Below are 24,580 nucleotides of genomic sequence, written 5' to 3'. Positions count from 1 at the left end.
TTTTCGCGAGCAAGCTCGCTCCTACAAAAGCCTTGACTGACTGGCATTAGGGCTTGCCCCTCCCACATTTTTTAGTTTTGTGTTGGGTTGACGATCACCGTGCAGGTAATCCCGGCCGCCAACAACACGCCCTCCGGCATTTCATCAATGTGAATCCGCACCGGCACACGCTGGGCCAAGCGCACCCAGTTGAAGGTCGGGTTCACATCGGCGATCAGTTCACGGCTCTCGGGGTTGTCGCGGTCGTAGATGCCGCGCGAGATGCTTTCCACATGGCCCTTCAAGGTCTCGCCGCTCATCAATTGCATATCGGCTTTGTCGCCCACCTTCACGTGGGGCAGTTTGGTTTCTTCGAAGAAGCCATACACCCAGAACGAATTCATATCCACCACAGCCATCTTCGCTTCGCCGATACGCGCATAGTCGCCACGGTGCACGTTGAGGTTGGTGACATAACCGTCCACCGCCGCCAGCACTCGCGTGCGTTTCAAGTTGAGTTCGGCGGCCTCCAGTTGTGCCAGGGCGTGCTGGTAATCGGCCAGAGCCGAGTCGGCGATGTTGCTGGCGTCGTCGCGGTTTTCCCTGGAGATCACCAGGGCGTCGAGGTCGGCGCGGCGGTGCGCGTTGACCTTGCGCATTTCCCAGGTGGCCTTGCGGGAGGCCACCAGCGATTGCGCTTGCTTGACGGCAATGCGGTAGTGCTCGGGGTCGATCTGCATCAGCAGGTCGCCTTTTTTCACCAACTGGTTATCGCGTACCGGTACGTCCACCACTTCGCCGGTGACGTCAGCCGCCACATTGATAATGTCGGCGCGCACCCGACCATCGCGGGTCCACGGCGTTTGCATGTAGTGCACCCACAACGTGCGGCCAATCCAGATCGCCAACGCCAGAACCAGCAAGGTGGCGAGCAGGCTGAAAAACTTTTTCATCGGGGCATTCTCAACGGTAGACGCTCAGCGCCAGGGCGCCGAACAGGCAAGCGAACAGGCTCAGGCGCAGCAGCGCCGGGTGCCAGAAGAAACGGTACAGGTCGAACCCGGCCAGGAAGCGATCAATCGCCCAGGCCAGCCCGGCTGCGATCAAGAACATCAGGGTCATGGTCGGCATATAGATGCCGTGGAATGCAATTTCACGAGGCATTCGGGGCTCCTTTGAGGGCGGCCAGAGGCGATTGCGGGTCGAGCAACGAGGTGCGAATAAAGTGCAGGTAGCTCTTCACACGGCGCAGGGCCGAGGTGTCGAAGTGCGGGGCGAAGGGTTCGTCGGTGGCCTGCACACGGCTGATCGCATGGTCGACGGCAATCAACCCGCGCTCCAGGTTGCTGGCGCTGGGTTGCAGGAACAGCCGCACCAGCGAGCGCCCCATCACGCGGATCGCCTGGCGCCACGGCTGCGATTCGGCATACGCCGGGTGCACCGGCAAAATCGCCTGCTCCTTGCGCAGCTCGATGATCGCGTGGCCGACCTCCAGCACCACGAACATCCAGCGCAGCAAATCGCGCTGCACCTGCGGCTCGCCGGCCGCGAGGCCATACGCCTGGTGCAGCAGGTCGCGGGTGCGGCTTTCAAAGCTCGACGCCAGGCCCTTGAGCTTGCCGCTGATGGCATACACCACTTGCTCACGCAGGTCTTGCTCCAGGCGGCGCCACAACCAGCGGCTGTTGGGCGGCAGGATGATCGCACCCGCCGCCGCGCACACCAGCATGCCGATGACCATGGCGATGTAGTCGTTGATAAAGGTGTAAGGGTTGTAGACCGTTAGGTTATCCGGCACCGAACCGGTGCTGAAGAAGATCAGCAGGCCCACGCCCACACCGGCGTATTGCGGGCGTGAAGACAGAAAGGCCCCGAAGATGATCACCGGCGCGAGCATCACGCACAGCAGCGGGAAACCGTCGATCCAGGGGAACACGAAGAACATTTCGACAAAGCCGACCAAAGCGCCGATCAAGGTGCCGCAGGCCATCTGGAACGCCATGCGCTTGGGGTTGGGCGTGGCAGCAGACAGGCCCACCGTGGCCGCCGCGATCAGGGTCATGGTGGCGCCGCTGGGCCAGGCAGTGGCCACCCAGTAACTGCCCAGCACAACCAGGATAAACGAGGCGCGCACCCCGGCAGCGGCACAGGCCAACCAGTTGGTCTTTGGCGTGTAGGCTTCGTGCCAATCCTCCCGCGCATGGCGATGCTCGGCCAGGGACGCGTGGGTTTGCGCGTAGTTGTGCAGGTCGTCGACGAAACGGTACAGCAGCTCGTAGGCAGTGTGGAAATCCAACTGCTCGGCGTCCGTCGGGTTGCCCTCCTGGAAGCTCGCCCGCAGGCTGCGCACCTTGGCGGGCAGGCCGTCCTTGTAGGCGCTCAGTTGGTTGACCAGGCGCGCGGCATCGGGGCTGGTGAGGGCGCGGCCAGAGAAGCTGTCGAGCACTTCGGCCAGGTCTTGCAGGCCGGGTTTGATCGCTGCCACCACATGGTCTGCCTCATCGGCGCGCAAGCGTTCGAGCAATTGGTGCAAGGCGTTGAAGCGTGTGGTGATGCTCATGAATTCGCTGTTGAGGCGACTGAGCCGCCCGTTGCGCCGACGCATGTGCGGGTCCTCAAACACGGTGACGCTACGCAAGCCTTCCAGGCCCACGGCTTCGGCAATAAAGCGCACGTTGCTGGCCTCGAAGCCTTCGCGCTGGCTGCGCCCGCGCAGGCCGTCGGTCACGAACAATGCGAACACGCCGAAGCGCTGGTACAGCGCGTTGCGCATGGCGGCGCTGGAGGTCTGCGGCAGGATGGCGGCGCTGACCAGTGTCGAGCACAGTATCCCCAGGGAGATTTCCAGCACCCGCCACACCGCCGCCATGAAGGCGCCGTCCGGGTGGGCCAGGGCCGGCAGGCCGACCATCGCCGCGGTGTAGCCGGCGAGCACGAACCCATAGGCGCGAAAGTTGCGGTTGCGCGTGGCACCGGCGGTGCAAATGCCGACCCAGATCGCCAGCGCCCCCAGGAACAGTTCGGTGTTCTGCGCAAACAAGGCGATCAACAGCACCATCACCGCCGAGCCTGCCAAGGTCCCTAGGAAACGGTAGAAACTCTTGGCGAACACCTGGCCGCTCTGGGGCTGCATCACGATAAATACGGTGATCATCGCTGTGCGCGGTTGCGGCAGTTCCAGGCGCATGGCCAGCCACAGCGTCAGGAACGCAGCGACCAGCACTTTGAAGATATACACCCAGGTCACGCCATCACTGCGCGCCCAGTCGAAGAAACCACGGCGCCACTCAAGGGAATGCAGCCAGCGCAGCGGTGCAGGCAAGGGAGTCATCAAGGCCTACTCAGTGATCAAACACGGCGAGCGCCGCCGGAGTCTTGCTTGGGAGTGTCTTGGCAGCCGTGGGCACATCATCGCCAGCACCGAGGCCGCCGCCCAAGGCGGTCACCAGCTCGGCATGGGCGCTGAGGCGTGCCGCCTGCACCTGTTGTTCGATCTGCTGCTGGCGAAACAACAAGGTTTGGGCGTTGAGCACGTTGAGGTAGTCAGTGAGGCCACGTTGATAGGCGACCATGGCGATGTCGTAGGTTTTCTGCGCCGAGGCCACCGACTGCGCGGCGAAGGCCGACTGTTTGTCCATGGACTCGCGGCGGATCAACTGGTCACTGATGCCCTTGAGCGCATTGACCAGGGTCTGGTTGTACTGGGCCACCGCGATGTCGTAGCCGGCACTGGCTTCACCCAATTGCGCACGCAGGCGGCCGCCGTCGAAGATCGGCAAGGTGATCGCCGGGCCGACGTTGTAGTTGAATTTCTTGCCGGCCAGGAATTCCAGCATGCCGCCCCCAGTGGCCATGTAGCCAAGGCTGCCGACCAGGTCGACGTTGGGATAGAAGCCTGCATGAGCCACATCGATACCCCGTGCCTGGGCCGCTACCTGCCAGCGACTGGCGACCACGTCCGGGCGTTGGCCGAGCAATTGCGCCGGCAGGCTGGAGGGCAATTTCAACGGCGCGGCGAGGGCCAGGGTCGGGCGCTGCAACTGCGCGCCCTCCCCCGGGCCTTTGCCGGCCAACGCCGCCAGTTGGTTACGGCTCAGGGCGATTTCCTCGTCCAGGGCATCCAGTTGGCGATGGGTTTCCGGCAGCGGGGTTTCGGCCTGGCTGACGTCAAAGTGAGTACCGATCCCAGCGGCCAGGCGTTTGTTGGCCAGGTCCAGGATCTGCTGTTGCTGGGCCAGGGTGGCGGCCGCGATGTCACGGTTGGCGTACTGCAACGACAGCTGGATATAGGCGCGCACCACGTTGTTTTGCAGTTCGAGCTGGGCCAGGCGCGCTTCGGCGGCGCTCATGTGCGCCAGGTCGACCGCACGTTCGGTCGTGTTGCTTTCCCGGCCCCACAGGTCGAGGGCGTAGCTCAGGCCCAGGGACGAATTGTTGTCCCAGGTGTTGGCGCCGCTCAATTGGCCGGGGCCGTAGAACTGATCCTTCGGCCAGTTGTGACGCTTGAGGGTGGTGTCGCTGTTGATCTGCAGCGACTCGGCCGACTCGGCCACGCCGGCCAGCGCCCGAGCTTGGCGTACGCGGGCGGCGGCCACGGCCAGGCTGGGGCTGTTGCGGGTGGCGAGTTCGACCCAACGGTTGAGCTGCGGGTCGCCGTAGGCCTGCCACCATTGGGCGGTGGGCCAGTGGGCGTCGCGGTCGGCGCTCTGGATCGCGGCGTCGGTGGCCAGGCTATTGGCGTTGATCGCCTGGCCTTGCGGGGCGATTCCTCCGGTTCCGATGCAACCGCTGATGACTGACGTTAAAGCCCAAACACTGAGAGTCTTCAGCTCTCTGCTGATGCGACGCGGCACGGCAAGCGAATTCCTGAGAGGGTGTTGCGGGAGAGGTGGCGCAATTCTAGGCGGCGCCAGGGAGGACGATAAGCTGGCATTCCTGTGAATCTTTGTTACCGTTCAGGCGATAATCCGTTGGTAGGGATCACTGAAAGCGTAACTTTCTGTCACAATTTGCTATCTCCCTTGAGAACACTCCATGGACACTTTGCAAAACATGCGCGCCTTCAGTTGCGTGGCCGAAGCCGGCAGCTTCACCGCCGCCGCCGTGCAACTGGACACCACCACGGCCAACGTCTCGCGCGCGGTCTCCAACCTTGAGGCCCACCTGCAAACCCGCTTGCTCAACCGCACCACCCGGCGCATCGCGCTGACCGAAGCCGGCAAACGCTATTTGCTGCGCTGCGAGCAGATCCTCGCCTATGTCGAGGAGGCCGAGGCCGAAGCCAGTGACGCCCATGCGCGCCCGGCCGGGCAGTTGAAAGTGCACACCATGACCGGCATCGGCCAGCATTTCGTTATTGACGCCATTGCCCGCTATCGCCGCACCCATCCCGACGTGACCTTCGACCTGACCCTGGCCAACCGCGTGCCGGATTTGCTCGACGAGGGCTACGACGTGTCCATCGTGCTGGCCAGCGAACTGCCGGACTCAGGTTTCGTTTCCCAGCGCCTGGGCATCACCTACAGCATCGCCTGCGCCTCGCCGGACTACGTCAAGGCCAAGGGCTGCGCACAGCGGCCCCAGGACTTGCTCAACCATGCGTGCCTGCGCCTGGTCAGCCCGGTGGTCCAGCTGGACAAATGGACCTTCAACGGCCCTGAAGGCCAGGAAAGCGTGGCGATCAACAGCTCGCCTTTCCTGGTTAACTCGGCCGATGCGATGAAAACCGCGATCACCAGCGGCATGGGCGTCGGCCTGCTGCCGGTGTACGCCGCCATCGAAGGGCTGCGCAACGGCACACTGGTGCGGGTGATGCCGACCTACCGGTCCCAGGAATTGAACCTGTACGCCATCTATCCTTCGCGCCAATACCTGGATGCGAAGATCAAGACCTGGGTGGAATACCTGCGCGGTTCGTTGCCGGAAATTCTGGCGGCGCACCAGGCGGAGTTGGTGGCGTATGAGTTGAGCGGTGGTGTGCGGATGGCGAACTGATTTTGAAATGCTGCTTCCCACCCCCTAAAAATTTATTGTGGGAGCTGGCTTGCCTGCGATGACGGTGAATCAGCCAATACAATAGTGGCTGACACACCGTCATCGCAGGCAAGCCAGCTCCCACATGTTGAGTGGAGTTCTGCCATGAAAAAGACTGTCCTGGCCTTCAGCCGTATCACCCCGCCGATGATCGAACGCCTGCAACAGGATTTCGAGGTGATCGCGCCCAACCCCAAGCTGGGTGACATCAATGCACAGTTCAACGAAGCCCTGCCCCACGTCCATGGTTTGATCGGTGTGGGTCGCAAGCTGGGCCGCGAGCAGCTTGAAAGAGCGAGCAAGCTGGAAGTGGTGTCCAGTGTGTCGGTGGGCTACGACAACTACGACGTGCCGTACTTCAATGAGCGCGGGATCCTGCTCACCAACACCCCCGATGTGCTCACCGAGAGCACTGCCGACCTGGCCTTTGCGTTGCTGATGAGCAGCGCCCGCCGCGTGGCCGAATTGGATGCCTGGACCAAGGCCGGCCAATGGAAAGCCAGCGTGGGCGCGCCTTTGTTTGGTTGCGATGTGCACGGCAAGACCCTGGGCATTGTCGGCATGGGCAATATCGGCGCGGCCGTGGCCCGGCGTGGGCGCCTGGGCTTCAATATGCCAATCCTTTACAGCGGCAATAGCCGCAAGACCGCGCTGGAGCAGGAACTGGGCGCGCAGTTTCGCAGCCTGGAGCAGTTGCTGGCCGAGGCGGATTTCGTCTGCCTGGTGGTGCCGTTGAGCGACAAGACCCATCACCTGATCAGCACCCGGGAGCTGGGGTTGATGAAGTCCAGCGCGATCCTGATCAATATCTCCCGTGGGCCAGTGGTGGATGAGCCTGCGCTGGTCGAAGCCCTGCAAACCCAGCGCATTCGTGGTGCCGGGCTGGATGTGTACGAAAAGGAACCGCTGGCTGAATCGCCGTTGTTCCAGCTGAGCAATGCGGTGACCCTGCCGCATATTGGTTCGGCCACCGGTGAAACCCGCGAAGCCATGGCCAACCGCGCCGTGGACAACCTGCGCAGCGCCCTGCTGGGCCAACGCCCGCAGGATCTGGTGAACCCACAGGCCTGGAAGGGCTGACACCCCACCCCACTGTAGGAGCGAGCTTGCTCGCGAAAAACGTCAACGATAACGCGCAAAATCTGTTTTAACGCGGCGCTTTGAAGTTCTTCGCGAGCAAGCTCGCTCCTACAGTTTTCGAGGACAAGGTCGATAACGGTGTATAGATCGTCATCCCTGATCCACAGAAGGTTTTTATGTCCACCACCAAAGCCCGCGCAGACTCACTCTCGCTTCTGCTCTTTACCTTGCGCAGCGGCAAGCTGATGGCCATCAACCTGTTGAAAGTCAGCGAGATCATCCCCTGCCCGCCGTTGACCAAGCTGCCGGAGTCCCACCCGCACGTCAAAGGCATCGCCACCTTGCGCGGCGCTTCGTTGTCGGTGATCGACTTGAGCCGCGCCCTGGGTGAAATGCCCTTGCAAGACCCGGATGGCGGCTGCCTGATCGTCACCGATGTCAGCCGTTCCAAACAGGGCCTGCACGTGCAGGCGGTGAGCAAGATCGTGCATTGCCTGACCACCGATATCCGCCCGCCTCCCTACGGCTCCGGCGGCAATCGGGCGTTTATCACCGGGGTGACCCAGGTGGAAGGTGGGCTGGTGCAGGTGCTGGATATCGAGAAAGTCATCCATGGCATCGCCCCGGCACCGATTGAAGCGGCGCCGACCGACCTGACCATGGAAGAAGCCGAAGTGCTGGGCAACGCCCGCATCCTGGTGGTGGACGACAGCCAGGTGGCTTTGCAGCAATCGGTCCACACCCTGCGCAACCTCGGCCTGACCTGCCACACCGCCCGCAGCGCCAAGGAAGCCATCGACGTGTTGCTGGAGCTGCAAGGCACGGTTGAACAGATCAACGTGGTGGTGTCGGACATCGAGATGTCTGAGATGGACGGCTACGCCCTCACCCGCACCCTGCGCGAAACCCCGGATTTCAAGGACCTCTACGTGCTGTTGCACACCTCCCTGGACAGCGCGATGAACAGCGAAAAAGCACGCCTGGCCGGTGCCGACTCAGTACTCACCAAATTCTCATCCCCAGAATTGACCAAATGCCTGGTCGTCGCCGCACAAACCGTGGCGCAAAAGGGCCTGTAAGCCTTGGGCGAGTATTACCAGCTGCTGCGTCGCGACCTCACCGGCAGCCTGCCCGCCCCGCAGTGGCCAGCGGATACCCGGCTGGATCATTATCGCGATGAACTGGCCCCGGCGATCCATGCCGTGCTGCGCATGACCCAGGACCAGGGCGGCGGCCGTGTCGGCCACCTGGAGGAGTGGCGCCAGCAGTTCGTCACCGATGCCGAGTACGACCCGACGCTGTGTCTGGTGGCCAGTAACCACGACGGTGTCCTCGCAGTGGCCCAATGCTGGACCAGCGCCTTTATCAAGAACCTGGCCGTACACCCCTGCGCCCAAGGCCAAGGGCTGGGCCGCGCCTTGCTGCTGCACAGCTTCCAGGTATTCAAGCAGCGCGGTGAACCCTATGTGGACCTCAAGGTGCTGGAGAGCAACCTGCGCGCCCGGCAACTGTATGAAAGTGCGGGCATGCGATTTGTGCTGCGCGACATCGTATCCAAGGGCTGATCCTCACTGGCGCATAACTTGCTTCCAGAGCCCTTGAGCGGTAGATAGAGGTAAAAACCCGTCACCCCTCAAGCGTGCCCTCTGACCTTGCCTGGTGACAGATCCGCCATGAACACACACTTTTCCTGCGTCGGTTGCGGTAAATGCTGCAGCGACCATCATGTGCCCCTGACCCTCGAAGAAGCCCGCAGCTGGGCGGCGGACGGCGGTAACGTCATCGTTCTGGTGGAAGGCTTTCTGGGTAACGGCCTGGGCCTGCCCCTGCAACAACGGGAACATGCCGAGCGCCGTTCAGTGATCGTGCCCAGCGGCAATACCGAGGCGTTTGTGGCAATTACCTTTGCCGCCTACAACGCCGGACGCTGCCGGAATCTTGACGAAGACAACCGCTGCCGCATCTACGAACGGCGCCCGCTGGTGTGCCGCATCTACCCGATGGAGATCAACCCGCATATCCCACTGAACCCAAGCGCCAAGGACTGCCCGCCGGAATCCTGGGAGCAAGGCCCTGCGCTGATCGTCGGTGGTGAGTTGATGGATGCGCAACTGGCCGAACTGATTCGCCGTTCACGCCAGGCCGACCGTGATGACGTGCAGACCAAGGAAGCGGTGTGCGCGTTGCTTGGCATTCGCACGACCGCACTCAAGGGCGACGGGTTTACCGCGTACTTGCCGGACATGCAGGCGTTTGCCCAGGCCATTGAACAGGCGGTTGAACAGCCGGCAATGGCCAATGAATGGGTGTTTCATGTGTCGGGGATGGACATCGCTGAACAGGTGCTGGATGCCGGGGCGCGCATTGCCACCGAGGTGCCGGCCAATTATGCGTTTATCTCGTTGAGGGCGGCTTAGGCTACTACGGCCTTATTTTGGCGTAGGTATCTACTCAACTTCAGCGCGACGCTGGACCCTGTGGCGAGGGAGCTTGCTCCCGCGACGGCCTACCATTCGACGACAATTTCCCTGACGCCCCTCGATCCAACTGTGGGGTGTCAGCTAGATAGTCGCAGGCTGTCAGGCCGTCATCGCAGGCAAGCCAGCTCCCACATTTGGAGCTCGGAGTGTCAGGTAGATAGGCGCCTCTCGGGAACAGAGTTGCACTCACACAATAGCGCTCATGGATGGGCAGGCAACACATCGAGGCGATAGGGCTGGAGGATGCGTTGGTATTCGCCATTGTGCATCAGTTGCTCAAACGCGTGATTAAGCTCATTACGCAACGCGGTATCGGTTTTTCGCACCGCAATCGCCACGCTATTACCCAGCAGGCCAGATGACACAGGCGGCCCCATGAAATTGAAGTCCAAGCCCTGGGGCGTGTCTAGCAGGGCCTCTCGGATCTCCACGGCGCCTTGAAGGGTCGCATCAATATCGCCCGAAACCAGGCTCTGCACCAGTTGGTCGTTGAGCCAGAAACTCCTGATGATTACCCCTGCCGGCGCCCACTGCGACAGGGCAAAGGCTTCCCGATTACTGCGCACCAGCACCCCGACACGCTTGCCCCTGAGCGACCGTCGATTAGGGCGCAGGCCCGAGGTTTTACGCGCCACCAGCCGAGTGGTGATCGGGTAGAGATCACGGGTGAAACTCACCCGTCGCCGTCGACTGCAGGTGGGCGCCATGCCCATGATCGCGTCGAACTGCCTGGCCTCAAGGGCGGGGAAATTTTCCATGACGATCTGGTCAACCCAGGTACAGCGCACATTGAGCTGCTCGCACAGGGCATTGCCCAGTTCGATGTTCAGCCCCACCAATTGCCCTTGGGAATTGCGGCTTTGAAAAGGCGGAAAATGTGCAGCGACGGCGAAACGGATTTCACGCCGCGGTTGAACGTCGGCGGCAACGACACTTGTCGAGAGCAAGAGGGCAAGCACCGCACAAAGGTGTATCAGGGCCACGGGAATGTCCTTTTCCGGAAAGCTGACTCACCACGCCCCGATGAGCGTCATCGGGACGAAGCAAACGCTGTGCAAGCTTTCAAGAATCGGTCGCGGACCTACAAGCAGAAATGTCCACGGGCGATGTAGGCAACTGCCTATAACGCACGCAACGCTTTAATCTTAGCGTTTACCCATGGAGCGGCGAGTGCCCGGAGGCGCCATGCCTGGCGTCTTGGTATGGCCGTTCTTGGCGCCGCCTTTGTACCAGGGCTGACTGGCATTCTTGGCGCCAGCCAGCTCACCCGGTTTGAAGGGGAACTTGAACGCCGGGATCTCGGCTTTTTCAACGCCGTCGGCGGTGGCCGAATCGACGAGGTCAGCCGCGTCGACAGGGGGTTGGGTTGGGGAAGTCATAGGGGCTCCGGCGCAGCGATAGGCGTAAAAGCGCCAGTATACGGGGGCAAAGCGGCAAGCGGTAAGCTTCAAGCCACAAGTAAAAAGCGCTAGCTGTCGCGGCTGTCAGTTTGGCGTCACCGTGCTGACCGCATTACCGGGCTATAAAGCAGCTACCCAACCTTCAACTGGCAGCTTGCAGCTTAAAACGTGCAACTGCGCCCCGGCGCCTCCCATGCAAACAAAACGAAACACGGCCCTGATGGTGGGCATCCTCTTGGTATTGGCGGTGGCCGCCTGGGCAGTAACACGGCCTGCCAAGCCCCGCCTGGCAGCGGCCACGGCGATCCCGGTACGGGTAGTGAGCGTCGCGCAACAGGACGTTCCCAGGTTTGTCAGCGGCATAGGCTCAGTGCTGTCGTTGCACAGCGTGGTGATTCGCCCGCAGATCGACGGCATCCTCACCCAGTTGCTGGTCAAGGAAGGCCAATCGGTGAAAGCTGGCGATCTGTTGGCTACCATCGACGACCGCTCGATCCGCGCCAGCCTCGACCAGGCCAAGGCGCAATTGGGCGAAAGCCAGGCACAGTTGCAAGTGGCATTGGTCAATCTCAAGCGTTACAAGGCGCTAAGCATCGACGACGGTGTGTCGAAACAGACCTATGACCAGCAACAGGCACTGGTCAACCAGCTCAAGGCCACGGTGCAGGGCAATCAGGCGGCCATTGATGCGGCTCAAGTACAACTTTCCTATACCCAGATTCGCTCCCCGGTCAGTGGCCGCGTGGGCATCCGCAACGTGGACGAAGGCAACTTCCTGCGCATGAGCGACACCCAGGGGCTGTTTACCGTCACCCAACTCGACCCGATTGCCGTTGAGTTCTCGCTGCCACAGCAGATGCTGCCAACCTTGCAGGGCCTGATCGCCGCCCCCACCCGGGCCACCGTCGACGCCTACCTGGGCGCCGACACCGATGGCCAGACCGGCGACCTGCTCGGCGAAGGCCACCTGAGCCTGATCGACAACCAGATCAGTTCCACCACCGGCACCCTGCGGGCCAAGGCCGAGTTCAGCAACCCGGCGCATAAGCTATGGCCGGGACAACTGGTGACCATCAAAATCCAGACGGCCCTCGACAAGAACGCCCTGGTGGTACCGCCGACCGTGGTGCAGCGTGGGCTGGACTCACATTTCGTGTACCGCGTAAACGCTGACAAAGTCGAGGTGGTACCGGTGCAAGTCGCCTACCAGAACAGCGACATCAATATCATCAAAGGCGTGCGGGCCGGCGATGTGCTGGTCAGCGATGGGCAATCTCGACTCAAGGCCGGTGCGCAGGTGGAGGTGCTCAAGGAGCCGCCGCAAGTGATCCACACCGCCGACGCCCAGGTGCAGCCATGAGCGCAAACCGGTCGCCCTCAGCCTGGTGCGTTGATCACCCGGTCGCCACCCTGCTGTTGACCTTCGCGTTGGTGTTGCTGGGGATTATTGCCTTCCCGAACCTGGCCGTCGCGCCACTGCCGGAAGCGGAATTCCCGACCATCCAGGTTACCGCGCAACTTCCTGGCGCCAGCCCGGACACTATGGCCTCATCGGTGGCCACGCCTCTTGAGGTGCAGTTCAGTGCCATCCCCGGCATGACCCAGATGACCTCCAGTAGCGCCTTGGGCTCCAGCCTCTTGACCCTGCAGTTCACCCTGGAAAAAAGCATCGACACCGCCGCCCAGGAAGTCCAGGCCGCGATCAACACCGCGTCCGGCAAGCTGCCCAGCGACATGCCGAGCTTGCCTACCTGGAGGAAGGTCAACCCGGCAGACAGCCCGGTGTTGATCCTCAGCGTCAGCTCCAGCAGCATGCCCAGCACCGAGCTGAGCGACTACGTGGAAACCCTGCTGGCGCGCCAGATCAGCCAGATCGACGGCGTCGGCCAGATCAACATCACCGGCCAGCAACGCTTGGCGATTCGCGTGCAGGCCTCCCCTGACAAGCTCGCGGCCATTGGCCTGACGCTCGCCGATATACGCCTGGTCATCCAGCAGTCGAGCCTCAACTTGGCCAAGGGCGCGATCTATGGCGACAACAGCGTGTCCACCCTGTCGACCAACGACCAGCTGTTTCACCCTGAGGAATACGGCCAACTGATCGTTTCCTACAAGAACGGTGCGCCGGTTCAACTGCGTGATATCGCCAACGTCGTCAACGGCTCGGAAAACGCCTACGTACAAGCCTGGTCCGGCGATACGCCTGGGGTGAACCTGGTGATTTCGCGCCAGCCCGGCGCCAACATCGTCGACACCGTCGACCGCATTCAAGCCGAGCTGCCGCGCCTGCAAGGCATGTTGCCGGCCTCGGTGCAGGTCAGCGTGTTGACCGATCGCACCAAGACTATCCGCGCCTCACTGCACGAAGTGGAAATGACCCTGCTGATCGCCATCCTGCTGGTGGTGGCGGTGATGGCGTTGTTCCTGCGTCAACTGTCGGCGACGCTGATTGTGTCTGCGGTGCTGGGTGTCTCGCTGGTGGCCAGTTTCGCCCTGATGTATGTGATGGGGTTCAGCCTGAACAACCTGACCCTGGTGGCCATCGTGATCGCCGTGGGCTTTGTGGTGGACGATGCGATTGTGGTGGTGGAGAACATCCATCGGCACCTGGAGGCAGGCCTGGGCAAGCGCGAAGCAGCGATCAAGGGCTCGGGTGAAATTGGCTTTACCGTGGTATCCATCAGCTTCTCGCTGGTGGCGGCGTTTATTCCGCTGCTGTTCATGGGCGGGGTGGTCGGTCGGTTGTTCAAGGAGTTTGCGTTGACGGCCACCGCGACCATTCTGATTTCAGTGGTGGTTTCGCTGACATTGGCACCGACGCTGGCCGCCTTGTTCATGCGTGCCCCTACCCACCCTGCCCACGCCAAACCCAGCTTCAGCGAACGCCTGCTGGCCGGCTATGCGCGCAACCTGCGCCGTGCCCTGGCGCACCAACGCAGCATGGCCGCGATCTTCGTGGTAACCCTGGCCCTGGCGGTGGTCGGCTATGTGTTCATTCCCAAGGGATTCTTCCCGGTGCAGGACACCGGTTTCGTGCTCGGCACCAGCGAAGCGGCGGCCGATGTGTCGTACAAGGACATGGTCGCCAAGCACAAGGCCCTGGCCGAGATCGTCAAGGCCGACCCGGCGGTGCAGGCGTTTTCCCATTCGGTGGGCGTTACCGGCAGCAACCAGACCATCGCCAACGGCCGCTTCTGGATCGCCTTGAAAGACCGCAGTGAGCGCAATGTGTCCGCCAGCCAGTTCATCGACCGCATCCGCCCGCAACTGGCGAAGGTGCCGGGCATCGTGCTGTACCTGCGCGCCGGTCAGGACATCAACCTGAGCTCCGGCCCCAGCCGCGCCCAGTACCAATACGTGCTCAAGAGCAACGACGGCCCGACGCTGAACACCTGGACCCAGCGTCTCACCGAAAAACTGCGCGCCAACCCGGCGTTTCGCGACCTGTCCAACGACCTGCAACTGGGCGGCAGCATCACCCATATCAGCATCGACCGCCAGGCCGCCGCGCGCTTCGGGCTGACCGCCACCGATGTCGACCAGGCTTTGTACGATGCCTTCGGCCAGCGCCAGATCAACGAGTTCCAGACCGAGATCAACCAGTACCAAGTGATACTCGAACTGGACAGCCAACAGCGCGGCAAGGCCGAAAGCCTCGACTATTTTTACCTGCGCTCGCCACTGACCAATGAAATGGTGCCGCTGTCGGCCTTGGCCAAAGTCGACCCGCCCACAGTCGGGCCGTTGTCCATCAGCCATGACGGCATGTTCCCCGCCGCCAACCTGTCATTCAACCTCGCGCCCGGCGTGGCCCTGGGCGACGCAGTGATCATGCTCGACCAGGCCAAGAACGAAATCGGGATGCCGAGCACAATCATCGGCAACTTCCAGGGTGCGGCCCAGGCGTTCCAGAGCTCGCTGGCCAGCCAACCCTGGCTGATCCTCGCGGCGCTGGTAGCGGTCTACATTATCCTGGGTGTGCTGTATGAGAGTTTTGTGCACCCGCTGACGATCATTTCCACCCTGCCCTCGGCGGGCCTCGGTGCGCTGATCATGCTGTGGCTGCTGGGACAGGACTTTTCGATCATGGCCTTGATCGGCCTGGTGCTGCTGATCGGCATCGTGAAAAAAAACGGTATCTTGATGATCGACTTCGCCCTGGAGGCGCAGCGGGTACGCGGGCTGCCACCCGAAGATGCGATTTATGAAGCCTGCGTCACGCGGTTCCGGCCGATCATCATGACCACCCTTGCTGCGTTGCTCGGCGCGGTGCCGTTGATGCTCGGCGCAGGCCCTGGGGCGGAACTGCGCCAGCCGCTGGGCATCGCGGTGGTCGGTGGCTTGCTGGTGAGCCAGGCGCTGACGCTGTTCACCACTCCGGTCATATACTTGTACCTCGAACGGCTTTTCCACAGGCCCAAACCAGCGCTGGCGCTGGCGACCACACACTGAGGCGGTCATGCGCGTCCTGATTATTGAAGATGAAGAAAAAACCGCAGACTACCTGCACCGCGGCCTGACGGAGCAAGGCTATACCGTCGACGTGGCACGTGAAGGCGTCGAGGGTCTGCACCTGGCGCTGGAGAATGAGTACGCGGTGATCGTGCTCGATGTGATGTTGCCCGGCCTGGACGGCTTTGGCGTATTGCGAGCGTTGCGCGCCCGCAAGCAGACGCCGGTGATCATGCTCACCGCCCGCGAGCGCGTGGAAGACCGTATCCGCGGCCTGCGCGAAGGCGCCGATGATTACCTGGGCAAGCCGTTTTCGTTCCTGGAACTGGTGGCCCGCCTGCAAGCCCTGACCCGCCGCAGCGGCGGCCATGAACCGGTGCAGGTCACCGTCGCCGACCTGTGGATCGACCTGATCAGCCGCAAGGCCAGCCGCAACGGTGTACGCCTGGACCTGACCGCCAAGGAGTTCTCGCTACTCAGCGTATTGGCGCGGCGCCAGGGCGAGATCCTGTCCAAGACTGCAATTGCCGAGATGGTCTGGGACATCAATTTCGACAGCGATGCCAACGTGGTGGAAGTGGCGATCAAACGTCTGCGCGCCAAGCTCGACGGACCGTTCGAACACAAGCTGCTGCACACCATTCGTGGCATGGGCTATGTGCTGGAGAATCGCATGCAGGAAAACCACAGTGGTCGCTAATTCCATCGCCCTGCGCCTGAGTGGCATGTTCACCCTGGTGGCGCTGCTGATCTTTCTGTTGATCGGCGGCGCGCTGTACCAGCAGGTCGACCGTGGCCTGGGGTTGTTGCCAGGTGCCGAGCTGGATGCGCGCTACAGCGTGCTGGAGTCGTCGATCAATCGCTTCGGCACGCCGGAGCACTGGGCCAAGATCAGGTCCAAGCTCAAGCTGTTGGGGGAAGAAGACAAGCGCATCCGTTTCTGGGTGGTCAGCAGCGACCCGAGCTACGAATACGGTGAGCCGGATGCGCAGATTCGTGCCTTTGCCGAGGGCGCCACGGGTAAGCGCGACCTGCGCCTGCCGGGTCACGATTATCCCTTCAAGGTGCTGGTCAGCCAGTTTGCAGCCAAGGACCAGCGCCCGGCGCTGCGCTTCATGATTGCCATCGACACGGAGAACTTCCGCGCCACCCAGCATCACTTGCTGGTGGCATTGGTCAGCCTGGCGCTGGTCGGTGTGGTACTGGCGGCACTGTTGGGGTTCTGGGTCGCGCGTATCGGCCTCAAGCCCCTGGGCAAACTCTCGGATGAGGCGCAAAAGCTTGCACCGCCGAAACTCTCCGGGCGCCTGCACCTGTCGCCGCTGCCGCCGGAATTGAGCCAGTTCGTCAATTCGTTCAACGCCACCCTCGACCGTGTCGAGCAGGCGTATTCGCGCCTGGAATCGTTCAACGCCGACGTCGCCCATGAACTGCGTTCGCCGCTCACCAACCTGATCGGCCAGACCCAGGTGGCCCTCACTCGCGGTCGGTCGGCGGAGCAATATTTCGAGGTGCTGCAATCGAACCTGGAAGAGCTGGAACGGCTGCGCTCGATCATCAATGACATGCTGTTCCTCGCCAGCGCCGACCAGGGCAGCAAGGCCACCAAGCTGATCGAAAGTGCCCTGGCCGATGAAGTGGCCACCACCCTCGACTACCTGGACTTCATCCTCGAAGACGCCCAGGTCGAAGTGCGCGTGCACGGCGATGCCGTAGTGCAGATCGAAAAGGCCCACCTGCGTCGCGCACTGATCAACCTGCTGAGCAATGCCGTGCAACACACGGCGCCGGGGCACGTCATCGACGTGCACATTGAAGTGCAGGCACACCAGGTGACGATTGGCGTGACCAACCCCGGCGAGGTCATTGCCAGCGAACACTTGCCACGCCTGTTCGAACGCTTCTATCGGGTGGATGCATCGCGCAGCAACAGCGGGGCCAATCATGGGCTGGGGCTGGCCATCGTCAAGGCGATTGCGTTGATGCATGGGGGGGATGTGTTTGTGCGTAGTGAAGGCGGTGGCAATACGTTTGGTATCACCCTGCCGATCTAAACAACTCGGTCAAAATGTGGGAGCTGGCTTGCCTGCGATAGCATCACCACGGTAGGCCTGGCATACCGAGGTGTCTGCATCGCAGGCAAGCCAGCTCCCACAGAAGATCCCATGGCCCTCACTGTTGCGGTTTGGGCAATAGTTATTATCTTGTTACACTCTGTATCGCACCGCTCGCCTGCGTTACTTTGACGCATCGATGAGCGCGACGGCAAAGGCAGCTGACCACTCACCCGAATTTCCCTCGACTTATTTCCAGGGCTCTACACTGGGAATCTGTCTTAAAGCCGCTGACTTCAGCGGCTTTTTTTTGCCGTGAAAAAAGGCCGGGCACACCCCCACGACACTGGCCGTTCATGATTGACCAAAGGAGCTCCACCGGTGAAGAACTCGCTGACGTTCACCCCGTTATTCCTCGCAATCGCAGCAACGATCATCCCCCTTGCCCACGCGGCAGACGCCCCGCCCGTCGAAGGTTTCGTCGAGGGTTCACACCTCACGATCAACACCCGCAACTACTACATGAACCGCGACCGACGCGATATTCATACCGATGACAGCAAGGAATGGGGCCAGGGCTTTATCGGCACCTTCGAATCCGGCTACACCCAGGGCACCGTCGGCTTCGGCCTTGACGTCAATGCCATGCTCGGCCTCAAGCTCGACGGCGGTGGTGGTACGGATGGTTCCAGCATCCTTCCGTACGGCAGCGGCAACGGCAAAGCGCCGGGTTCGTTCTCGACGGCTGGCGGCACCTTGAAGCTGCGCGCCTTCGACACCGAACTGAAAGCCGGCGACCTGTTCCTCAACAACCCAGTGATCGCCGGCGGCATGACGCGCATGTTGCCGCAGACTTTCCGTGGCGTGAGCCTGACCAACCACAGCTTTGACGGCTGGATGATCGAAGGTGGCCAGGCCAGTTTTACCAAGCTCTACAACCAGAGCGGCCATCGGCGCATCGGCACCAGCTACGGCACACTGCCCGCCAACACCGACAGCCAGCATCTGGACTGGGCTGGCGTGTCGTTCAGCGGGATCGAGGGGCTGACCAGCAACCTGTACGCCTCCGAACTCAAGGACGTCTGGCACCAGTATTACTACGACGTGGAATACACCTATGCCCTGAACAACCTGGTCAGCCTGACGCCCGGCCTGCACTACTACCATACCCAGGACACCGGCCAATCGCTGCTGGGGGATATCGACAACAACACCTACAGCCTGCATTTCACCGTGGGCGTGGGCAACCACAGCGTCACGGCGACTTATCAGCGGGTCAATGGCAACACGCCGTTCGACTACATCACCCAGGGCGACAGCGTGTACCTGGACAACTCCCAGCAGTACTCGGATTTCAACGGGCCCAACGAGCGCTCCTGGAAGCTCAAGTACGCCTACGACTTCGCCGGCCTCGGCGTGCCCGGCCTGACGTCCGCCGTGTCCTACATCAGCGGCAAGACCGACCTGACCAAGGTCGACCCCAACAGTCGTGGCTACAGCAACTGGTACAGCGCCGATGGCAAGGACGCCAAGCACTGGGAGCGCGATATCGACCTGAAATATGTGGTGCAGGGCGGCAAGGCCAAGGACTTGGCCGTGCGCCTGCAATGGGCGACCAATCGCGGCAGCAATGGCTACTCTGCAGTGGACCGCGATGTGGATGAATACCGTGTGATCGTGGATTACCCGATCAACGTGTTCTGAGTACAGGTGGGAGCGAGCTTGCTCGCGAAAAACGTTAACGATAACGCGTGCTTCCTGAATAAACGCGGCGTCTGTGAGTTTTCGCGAGCAAGCTCGCTCCTACAGCCATATTTAAGAGTTGCTACTACGCTAAGGGCATTCTCAACGCAGAAGTGTGCCCGATGAGTTCAAGCCTTACCCGCCCCAACCGCCGCCCGGAGCGCCTGCTGATCCTGGGCAGTACGCTCACGGTGTTGCTGATCGTGGGGGTCGTCACTGCGCTGCTGATTCGTGAACATGCCAATACCCTGCAGACGGCCAAGCGCACCGCCAATACCATCACTCAATTGATCGACGCGGACGTGCTGCGCAATGTCGAACTTTACGACATGGCCCTCAAAGGCTTGATCAGCGCCACCGAGCGCACCGACCTGCAAGACGTTTCAGAGAGCATCAGGCACTTGGTGCTGTTTGATCGTTCCGCAGCGGCGCCCTACAAGGGCGATATCCTGCTGTTGGACCCGGCCGGCGAGGTGATTGCCGATTCGTCCCTGCTCACGCCCAAGCTGGGTAACTTTGCCGATCGGGACTATTTTCAGGCGCACCGCACCAACCCCGACCTGGGCTTGTATATCAGCCGCCCGTTCATGGCGCGCTGCCAGTGTGCCGACCCCTGGCGCATCGCGTTCAGCCGTCGCGTTTCGTCACCGGATGGGCGTTTCCTGGGAGTGGCGGTCGCGTCCATGCGCCTGTCGTACTTTCATCAGTTGTTCAGCAGCTTGAACATCGGCAGCAACAGCACCATCAACCTGCTCAACCACCAAGGCATCCTGCTGGCGCAAGAGCCTCTGCTGGAAGCAGATATCGTCGACAAGGACCTGAGCCAGCGCCCGAATGTGGCGCGCATGCTGCGCGAACGGGACGGCAGCTTCCAAAGTATCTCCAGTGTCGATCGCCAGGCACGGCTCTACAGTTTTTCGAATGTGGGCAACTTGCCGCTGATCGTGGCGGTGGCCTTGTCCAGCGATGAAATGTTCGCACCCTGGCGGCGTGCGGCGTGGCTGGTCAGCATCGCGACCGGAGTGTTGTGCGTGGGCCTGTTGTGGCTGACTTGGGCACTGTGCATGGAGTTGCGCCGCCGCCATCGGGCTGAACAGGTGCTGTCAGAACTGGCAGCCACCGACGCCCTTACCGGCCTGGCCAACCGTCGCACGCTGGACGAACGCTTGCGGCTGGAATGGGACCGGGCACAACGCTCCACCGAGTCGTTGAGCGTACTGATGATCGATGTGGACCACTTCAAGGCCTTCAACGACCGCCATGGTCACCAGGGCGGCGATGAGGCGTTGCGTGCAGTCGCGCATGTGATCGCCAGCCATATCCGCCGCCCTGCCGACCTGGCGGCGCGTTATGGCGGTGAAGAGTTCGCGGTGGTGCTGCCCAATACCGACGCCAAGGGCGCGTGGGTGATCGCCGAGCATATCCGCAAGGGGGTCCAGCACTTGCCGAGAGTGGCCGGGGATGAGCAACCGATCACTGTGAGCATCGGACTGAGTACCTGGCAGAAGCACAGCCGTATCTCCCTTGAAGACCTGCTGCTCAAGGCTGACCAGGCGTTGTATCAGGCCAAGCACAGCGGCCGTAACCGGATAGTGGATGTTTCAAAAACCTCAAACTGATGAGGTCAGGTGTGGGAGCTGGCTTGCCTGCGATGGCGGTGGGTCAGCTACCTATAAGCTAACTGGCAGGCCGCTATCGCAGGCAAGCCAGCTCCCACATTTGGATCTTCGCCGGGCATAAAAAAAGGCCACCCGAAGGCAGCCTTTCAAAACTAAAGAAAGAGAGTTGTTACTTACACCGCCGCAACGGGACGCATGTAAGAGATCGGTGCGGTGCTGGCATCTTCGAAGGTCACGACTTCCCAAGCGTCTGTCTGCTCAATCAACTTGCGCAGCAGCTGGTTGTTAAGGGCGTGGCCCGACTTGAAGCCTTTGAACTCGCCTATCAGGCTATTGCCCAGCAGGTAGAGGTCACCGATTGCATCGAGGATCTTGTGCTTCACGAATTCGTCTTCATAGCGAAGGCCGTCTTCGTTCAGTACACCATCCGCGTCGACCACAATGGCGTTTTCCACGCTGCCGCCGAGTGCGAGGTTGTGCTTGCGCAGGTACTCGATGTCACTCATGAAACCAAAGGTGCGGGCGCGGCTGACTTCTTTTACAAACGAAGTGCTGGAAAAATCCACGCTTGCACTTTGGGTGCGGTCACGGAATACCGGGTGATCGAAATCGATCTCAAAGCTCACTTTAAAGCCTTCGAACGGGACGAAGGTGGCGCGCTTGTCGCCGTCTTCTACTGTCACTTCCCGCAGAATGCGAATGAACTTCTTGGCTGCGTCCTGTTCTTCCAGGCCGGCAGATTGAATCAAGAATACGAAGGGGCCAGCGCTGCCATCCATGATCGGGACTTCGGACGCGGAGAGCTCGACGTAGGCGTTATCGATGCCCAGGCCAGCCATGGCCGAGAGCAAGTGCTCCACCGTGTCCACTTTGACGTCACCGTTGACCAATGTGGTCGACATAGTGGTTTCGCCAACGTTTTCCGCGCGAGCAGGAATCTGCACCACAGGGTCCAGGTCGGCACGCACAAACACGATGCCGGTGTCGACAGGTGCAGGCTTGAGGGTCAGGTATACCTTCTCCCCGGAGTGCAGACCTACACCTGTGGCACGAATAATATTCTTCAGGGTGCGTTGTTTAATCATGGCTTGGACCGCTTCAGCGCAAATTGCGAACTGGTATCAACAAAGGCTGGCGATAATAGCAGACCAGACCTTTGCTGAACACCAATCACCTTCATAGCCCTGATACATTCCATTAATCGGCCTGACGACGCAGGAATGCCGGGATGTCCAGATAGTCCAGGTCATCTTGCGGATTCGGGCTACGGGACGCCGCAGCACCGGCCTGAGCCTGGTTGCGCATCACGGTCGGACGGTCCAGGTCACGGTAGTTGACCGACGGCAGTTCCTGGCGAGCAGGGGCTGGAGCGGCAGCTGCCTGGCTGGCCTGGCTGGTGTGCAGGGTGTTGTCGATGACCTTCACAGGCTTCTCGATTTTTGCACCCAGGCCGGTAGCAACCACGGTTACATGCAGCTCATCGCGCATGTCCGGATCAATAACGGTACCGACTTTGACCATGGCGTGCTCGGACGCGAAGGCTTCGATGATGCTACCCACGTCGGAGTACTCACCCAGGGACAGGTCGGGACCGGCGGTGATGTTCACCAGGATGCCGCGTGCGCCTTGCAGGTTCACGTCTTCGAGCAACGGGTTGCGGATGGCCGCTTCGGTGGCTTCGCGTGCACGGTTCGGACCGCTGGCGCAGCCAGTGCCCATCATCGCCATGCCCATTTCGCTCATGACAGTACGTACGTCGGCAAAGTCGACGTTGATCATGCCTGGGCGCTTGATGATGTCGGAGATACCGCGAACGGCACCGGCCAGTACATCGTCAGCCTTGGCGAAGGCGGACAACAGGCTGGCATCCTTGCCCAGGATGGTCAGCAATTTCTCGTTGGGGATGGTGATCAACGAGTCGACGCTTTCAGACAGCAGACGGATACCTTCGTCGGCGATCTGCATGCGCTTGCGGCCTTCGAACGGGAACGGACGCGTCACGACAGCAACGGTCAGAATCCCCATTTCCTTGGCCACTTCGGCAATGATCGGGGCCGCACCGGTACCGGTACCGCCGCCCATGCCAGTGGTGATGAACACCATGTTGGTGCCTTGCAGCACTTCGGCAATACGCTCGCGGTCTTCCAGGGCGGCTTGACGGCCGACTTCCGGATTGGCGCCAGCGCCGAGGCCTTTGGTCACCGCGGTGCCCAATTGCAGGATGGTCCGGGCGCCGATGCTTTTGAGCGCCTGGGCATCAGTGTTGGCGCAGATGAACTCAACGCCTTCAATGTTGCTCTTGACCATGTGGTTGACAGCGTTGCCGCCGCCACCGCCGACACCGATTACTTTGATAACCGGGCTAGCGGGGATGTTGTCTACGAGTTCGAACATGTTCCCTCTCCTTTCATTTTCTCTAGTTTTTTCGCCTACTGCTTATTGCGGGTGTTGCGGTGTCGCGGTAAATCTTTAGAAATTGCCTTTTACCCAAGCCTGCAGCCGCTCGAACAATGGCGCTTTCGCCTCGTCGTCGCTGCGGTAGCTGTCACGGATGCTCGGGCCCGACAGGGAAATGCCGTCGGTCTGCTTTTGCAGCCCGTACAACAGCAAGCCCACACCGGTGGAATAAATCGGGTTACGCACCACGTCGCCCAGGCCCTTCACGCCATGGGGCACGCCCAGGCGCACCGGCATGTGGAAGATCTCTTCGGCCAATTCGACCGCGCCTTCCATCTTCGAGGTGCCACCGGTCAGCACGATGCCGGCCGGGATCAAATCTTCGTAGCCGCTGCGGCGCAGCTCAGCCTGGATCAGGGTGAACAGTTCGTCGTAACGTGGCTCGACCACTTCGGCCAGGGCCTGGCGCGACAGCTCGCGAGGTGGACGATCACCCACGCTTGGCACCTTGATGGTCTCGCCGGCACCGGCCAGCTTGGCCAGGGCGCAGGCGTAGCGGATCTTGATTTCTTCGGCGTACTGGGTCGGTGTGCGCAGCGCCATGGCGATGTCGTTGGTGACCTGGTCGCCGGCAATCGGGATCACGGCGGTGTGACGGATCGCACCCTCGGTGAAGATCGCGATGTCGGTGGTGCCGCCGCCAATGTCCACCAGGCACACGCCCAGTTCTTTTTCGTCGTCGGTCAGGACCGAGTAGGCCGAGGCCAACTGCTCGAGAATGATGTCGTCGATTTCCAGGCCGCAGCGGCGCACGCATTTTTCAATGTTCTGTGCGGCGTTGACGGCGCAGGTCACCACGTGGACCTTGGCTTCCAAGCGAACGCCCGACATGCCCAGGGGCTCGCGCACGCCTTCCTGGTTGTCGATCACGTAGTCCTGCGGCAGGGTGTGCAGCACGCGCTGGTCCGCCGGGATCGCCACGGCCTGGGCAGCGTCGAGGACGCGCTCAAGGTCGGCCGAGCTGACTTCACGGTCGCGGATCGCCACGATGCCGTGGGAGTTCAGGCTGCGGATGTGGTTGCCAGCCACGCCGACGAACGCCGAGTGAATCCGGCAACCGGCCATCAGCTGCGCTTCTTCGATGGCGCGCTGGATCGATTGCACGGTGGACTCGATGTTCACCACCACGCCCTTCTTCAGGCCCCGGGACGGATGCGTGCCAATACCGACGATTTCGATCGCGCCGTCTTCCCCGACCTCGCCCACCAGCGCCACCACCTTGGAGGTGCCGATATCGAGACCGACGATCATTTTGCCGCTTTGCACGTTTGCCATGGGTCCTG

20 protein-coding genes are annotated in these 24,580 nt (G+C 61.5%); 11 read left to right on the top strand and 9 right to left on the bottom strand.

Annotated elements, in window-relative coordinates:
• Nucleotides 1-71: 71 nt before the first annotated feature.
• Genes BT204_RS13500 through BT204_RS13485 form a run of 4 tightly spaced genes read right to left on the bottom strand, consistent with a single transcriptional unit; the run spans nucleotide 72 to nucleotide 4,832 of the window.
• Entirely contained in the window at nucleotides 72-932 is an 861-nt protein-coding gene (locus BT204_RS13500) for an efflux RND transporter periplasmic adaptor subunit (protein WP_072447119.1), read from the bottom strand.
• A gap of 10 nt (nucleotides 933-942) precedes the next feature.
• Nucleotides 943-1,143, bottom strand: coding sequence for a DUF1656 domain-containing protein (locus BT204_RS13495; protein WP_005784982.1), 201 nt, complete (start codon nucleotides 1,141-1,143; stop codon nucleotides 943-945).
• Nucleotides 1,133-3,310, bottom strand: coding sequence for an FUSC family protein (locus BT204_RS13490; RefSeq protein ID WP_072447117.1), 2,178 nt, complete (start codon nucleotides 3,308-3,310; stop codon nucleotides 1,133-1,135). Before BT204_RS13490 ends, BT204_RS13495 begins: the two co-directional genes overlap by 11 nt.
• Before the next feature lie 10 nt (nucleotides 3,311-3,320).
• The gene (locus BT204_RS13485; protein ID WP_072447116.1) at nucleotides 3,321-4,832 is read right to left on the bottom strand and encodes an efflux transporter outer membrane subunit; all 1,512 of its coding nucleotides are present in this window, start codon (nucleotides 4,830-4,832) and stop codon (nucleotides 3,321-3,323) included.
• Between the two features lie 181 nt (nucleotides 4,833-5,013).
• Between BT204_RS13485 and BT204_RS13480 the strand changes: the two genes are divergently transcribed.
• From BT204_RS13480 to BT204_RS13460, 5 genes are all read left to right on the top strand, one after another.
• On the top strand, nucleotides 5,014-5,973 hold the full coding sequence (locus BT204_RS13480) for a LysR family transcriptional regulator (protein ID WP_034126355.1): 960 nt from the start codon (nucleotides 5,014-5,016) through the stop codon (nucleotides 5,971-5,973).
• A 144-nt stretch (nucleotides 5,974-6,117) separates the two neighbouring features.
• Complete coding sequence (locus tag BT204_RS13475) at nucleotides 6,118-7,092, top strand: 2-hydroxyacid dehydrogenase (RefSeq protein ID WP_072447114.1); 975 nt, start codon at nucleotides 6,118-6,120, stop codon at nucleotides 7,090-7,092.
• A 176-nt stretch (nucleotides 7,093-7,268) separates the two neighbouring features.
• Nucleotides 7,269-8,171 (top strand): chemotaxis protein CheV, encoded by a 903-nt coding sequence (locus BT204_RS13470; protein WP_014716988.1) that lies wholly within the window; start codon nucleotides 7,269-7,271, stop codon nucleotides 8,169-8,171.
• A 3-nt stretch (nucleotides 8,172-8,174) separates the two neighbouring features.
• On the top strand, nucleotides 8,175-8,657 hold the full coding sequence (locus tag BT204_RS13465) for a GNAT family N-acetyltransferase (RefSeq protein WP_034126353.1): 483 nt from the start codon (nucleotides 8,175-8,177) through the stop codon (nucleotides 8,655-8,657).
• 108 nt (nucleotides 8,658-8,765) lie between these two features.
• Entirely contained in the window at nucleotides 8,766-9,509 is a 744-nt protein-coding gene (locus tag BT204_RS13460; RefSeq protein WP_054898819.1) for a YkgJ family cysteine cluster protein, read from the top strand.
• A gap of 263 nt (nucleotides 9,510-9,772) precedes the next feature.
• Here BT204_RS13460 and BT204_RS13455 read toward each other — a convergent pair whose 3' ends face one another.
• Together BT204_RS13455 and BT204_RS13450 are read right to left on the bottom strand one after the other, a co-directional pair.
• Nucleotides 9,773-10,555, bottom strand: a complete 783-nt coding sequence (locus BT204_RS13455) for a transporter substrate-binding domain-containing protein (protein ID WP_034126351.1) — start codon at nucleotides 10,553-10,555, stop codon at nucleotides 9,773-9,775.
• A gap of 162 nt (nucleotides 10,556-10,717) precedes the next feature.
• Nucleotides 10,718-10,951: a hypothetical protein gene (locus BT204_RS13450; protein ID WP_034126350.1), complete on the bottom strand. Its 234-nt coding sequence runs from the start codon at nucleotides 10,949-10,951 to the stop codon at nucleotides 10,718-10,720.
• A gap of 214 nt (nucleotides 10,952-11,165) precedes the next feature.
• On the opposite strand from BT204_RS13450, the gene BT204_RS13445 reads away from it, so the two are divergent.
• The 6 genes from BT204_RS13445 to BT204_RS13420 all read left to right on the top strand — a co-directional run bounded on the left by BT204_RS13445 (nucleotide 11,166) and on the right by BT204_RS13420 (nucleotide 20,840).
• Nucleotides 11,166-12,332, top strand: coding sequence for an efflux RND transporter periplasmic adaptor subunit (locus BT204_RS13445; protein ID WP_060763539.1), 1,167 nt, complete (start codon nucleotides 11,166-11,168; stop codon nucleotides 12,330-12,332).
• Nucleotides 12,329-15,424, top strand: a complete 3,096-nt coding sequence (locus tag BT204_RS13440) for a multidrug efflux RND transporter permease subunit (protein ID WP_072447112.1) — start codon at nucleotides 12,329-12,331, stop codon at nucleotides 15,422-15,424. Before BT204_RS13445 ends, BT204_RS13440 begins: the two co-directional genes overlap by 4 nt.
• A 7-nt stretch (nucleotides 15,425-15,431) precedes the next feature.
• On the top strand, nucleotides 15,432-16,124 hold the full coding sequence (locus BT204_RS13435) for a heavy metal response regulator transcription factor (RefSeq protein WP_057976884.1): 693 nt from the start codon (nucleotides 15,432-15,434) through the stop codon (nucleotides 16,122-16,124).
• Nucleotides 16,114-17,478, top strand: a complete 1,365-nt coding sequence (locus BT204_RS13430; RefSeq protein ID WP_054898816.1) for a heavy metal sensor histidine kinase — start codon at nucleotides 16,114-16,116, stop codon at nucleotides 17,476-17,478. The genes BT204_RS13435 and BT204_RS13430 overlap by 11 nt, the downstream gene beginning before the upstream one ends.
• A gap of 381 nt (nucleotides 17,479-17,859) precedes the next feature.
• Entirely contained in the window at nucleotides 17,860-19,182 is a 1,323-nt protein-coding gene (locus BT204_RS13425) for an OprD family porin (protein WP_034126341.1), read from the top strand.
• A 161-nt stretch (nucleotides 19,183-19,343) separates the two neighbouring features.
• The gene (locus tag BT204_RS13420) at nucleotides 19,344-20,840 is read left to right on the top strand and encodes a GGDEF domain-containing protein (RefSeq protein ID WP_054898815.1); all 1,497 of its coding nucleotides are present in this window, start codon (nucleotides 19,344-19,346) and stop codon (nucleotides 20,838-20,840) included.
• 173 nt (nucleotides 20,841-21,013) lie between these two features.
• Here the strand turns inward: BT204_RS13420 and lpxC are convergent, their stop codons facing one another.
• From lpxC to ftsA, 3 genes are all read right to left on the bottom strand, one after another.
• The gene (gene lpxC, locus BT204_RS13415; RefSeq protein ID WP_003171886.1) at nucleotides 21,014-21,925 is read right to left on the bottom strand and encodes a UDP-3-O-acyl-N-acetylglucosamine deacetylase; all 912 of its coding nucleotides are present in this window, start codon (nucleotides 21,923-21,925) and stop codon (nucleotides 21,014-21,016) included.
• A gap of 112 nt (nucleotides 21,926-22,037) precedes the next feature.
• Nucleotides 22,038-23,234, bottom strand: coding sequence for a cell division protein FtsZ (gene ftsZ, locus BT204_RS13410; RefSeq protein ID WP_003188685.1), 1,197 nt, complete (start codon nucleotides 23,232-23,234; stop codon nucleotides 22,038-22,040).
• 75 nt (nucleotides 23,235-23,309) lie between these two features.
• Nucleotides 23,310-24,572 (bottom strand): cell division protein FtsA, encoded by a 1,263-nt coding sequence (gene ftsA, locus BT204_RS13405; protein WP_003188682.1) that lies wholly within the window; start codon nucleotides 24,570-24,572, stop codon nucleotides 23,310-23,312.
• Between the last annotated feature and the right edge of the window lie 8 nt (nucleotides 24,573-24,580).

The sequence above is a fragment of the Pseudomonas sp. NFPP02 genome, from assembly GCF_900119355.1.
In the GTDB taxonomy this organism is placed as follows: domain Bacteria; phylum Pseudomonadota; class Gammaproteobacteria; order Pseudomonadales; family Pseudomonadaceae; genus Aquipseudomonas; species Aquipseudomonas paracarnis.
Note: the sequence above shows the minus strand (reverse complement) of the source record. Positions and strands in the feature narration are given on the sequence as shown.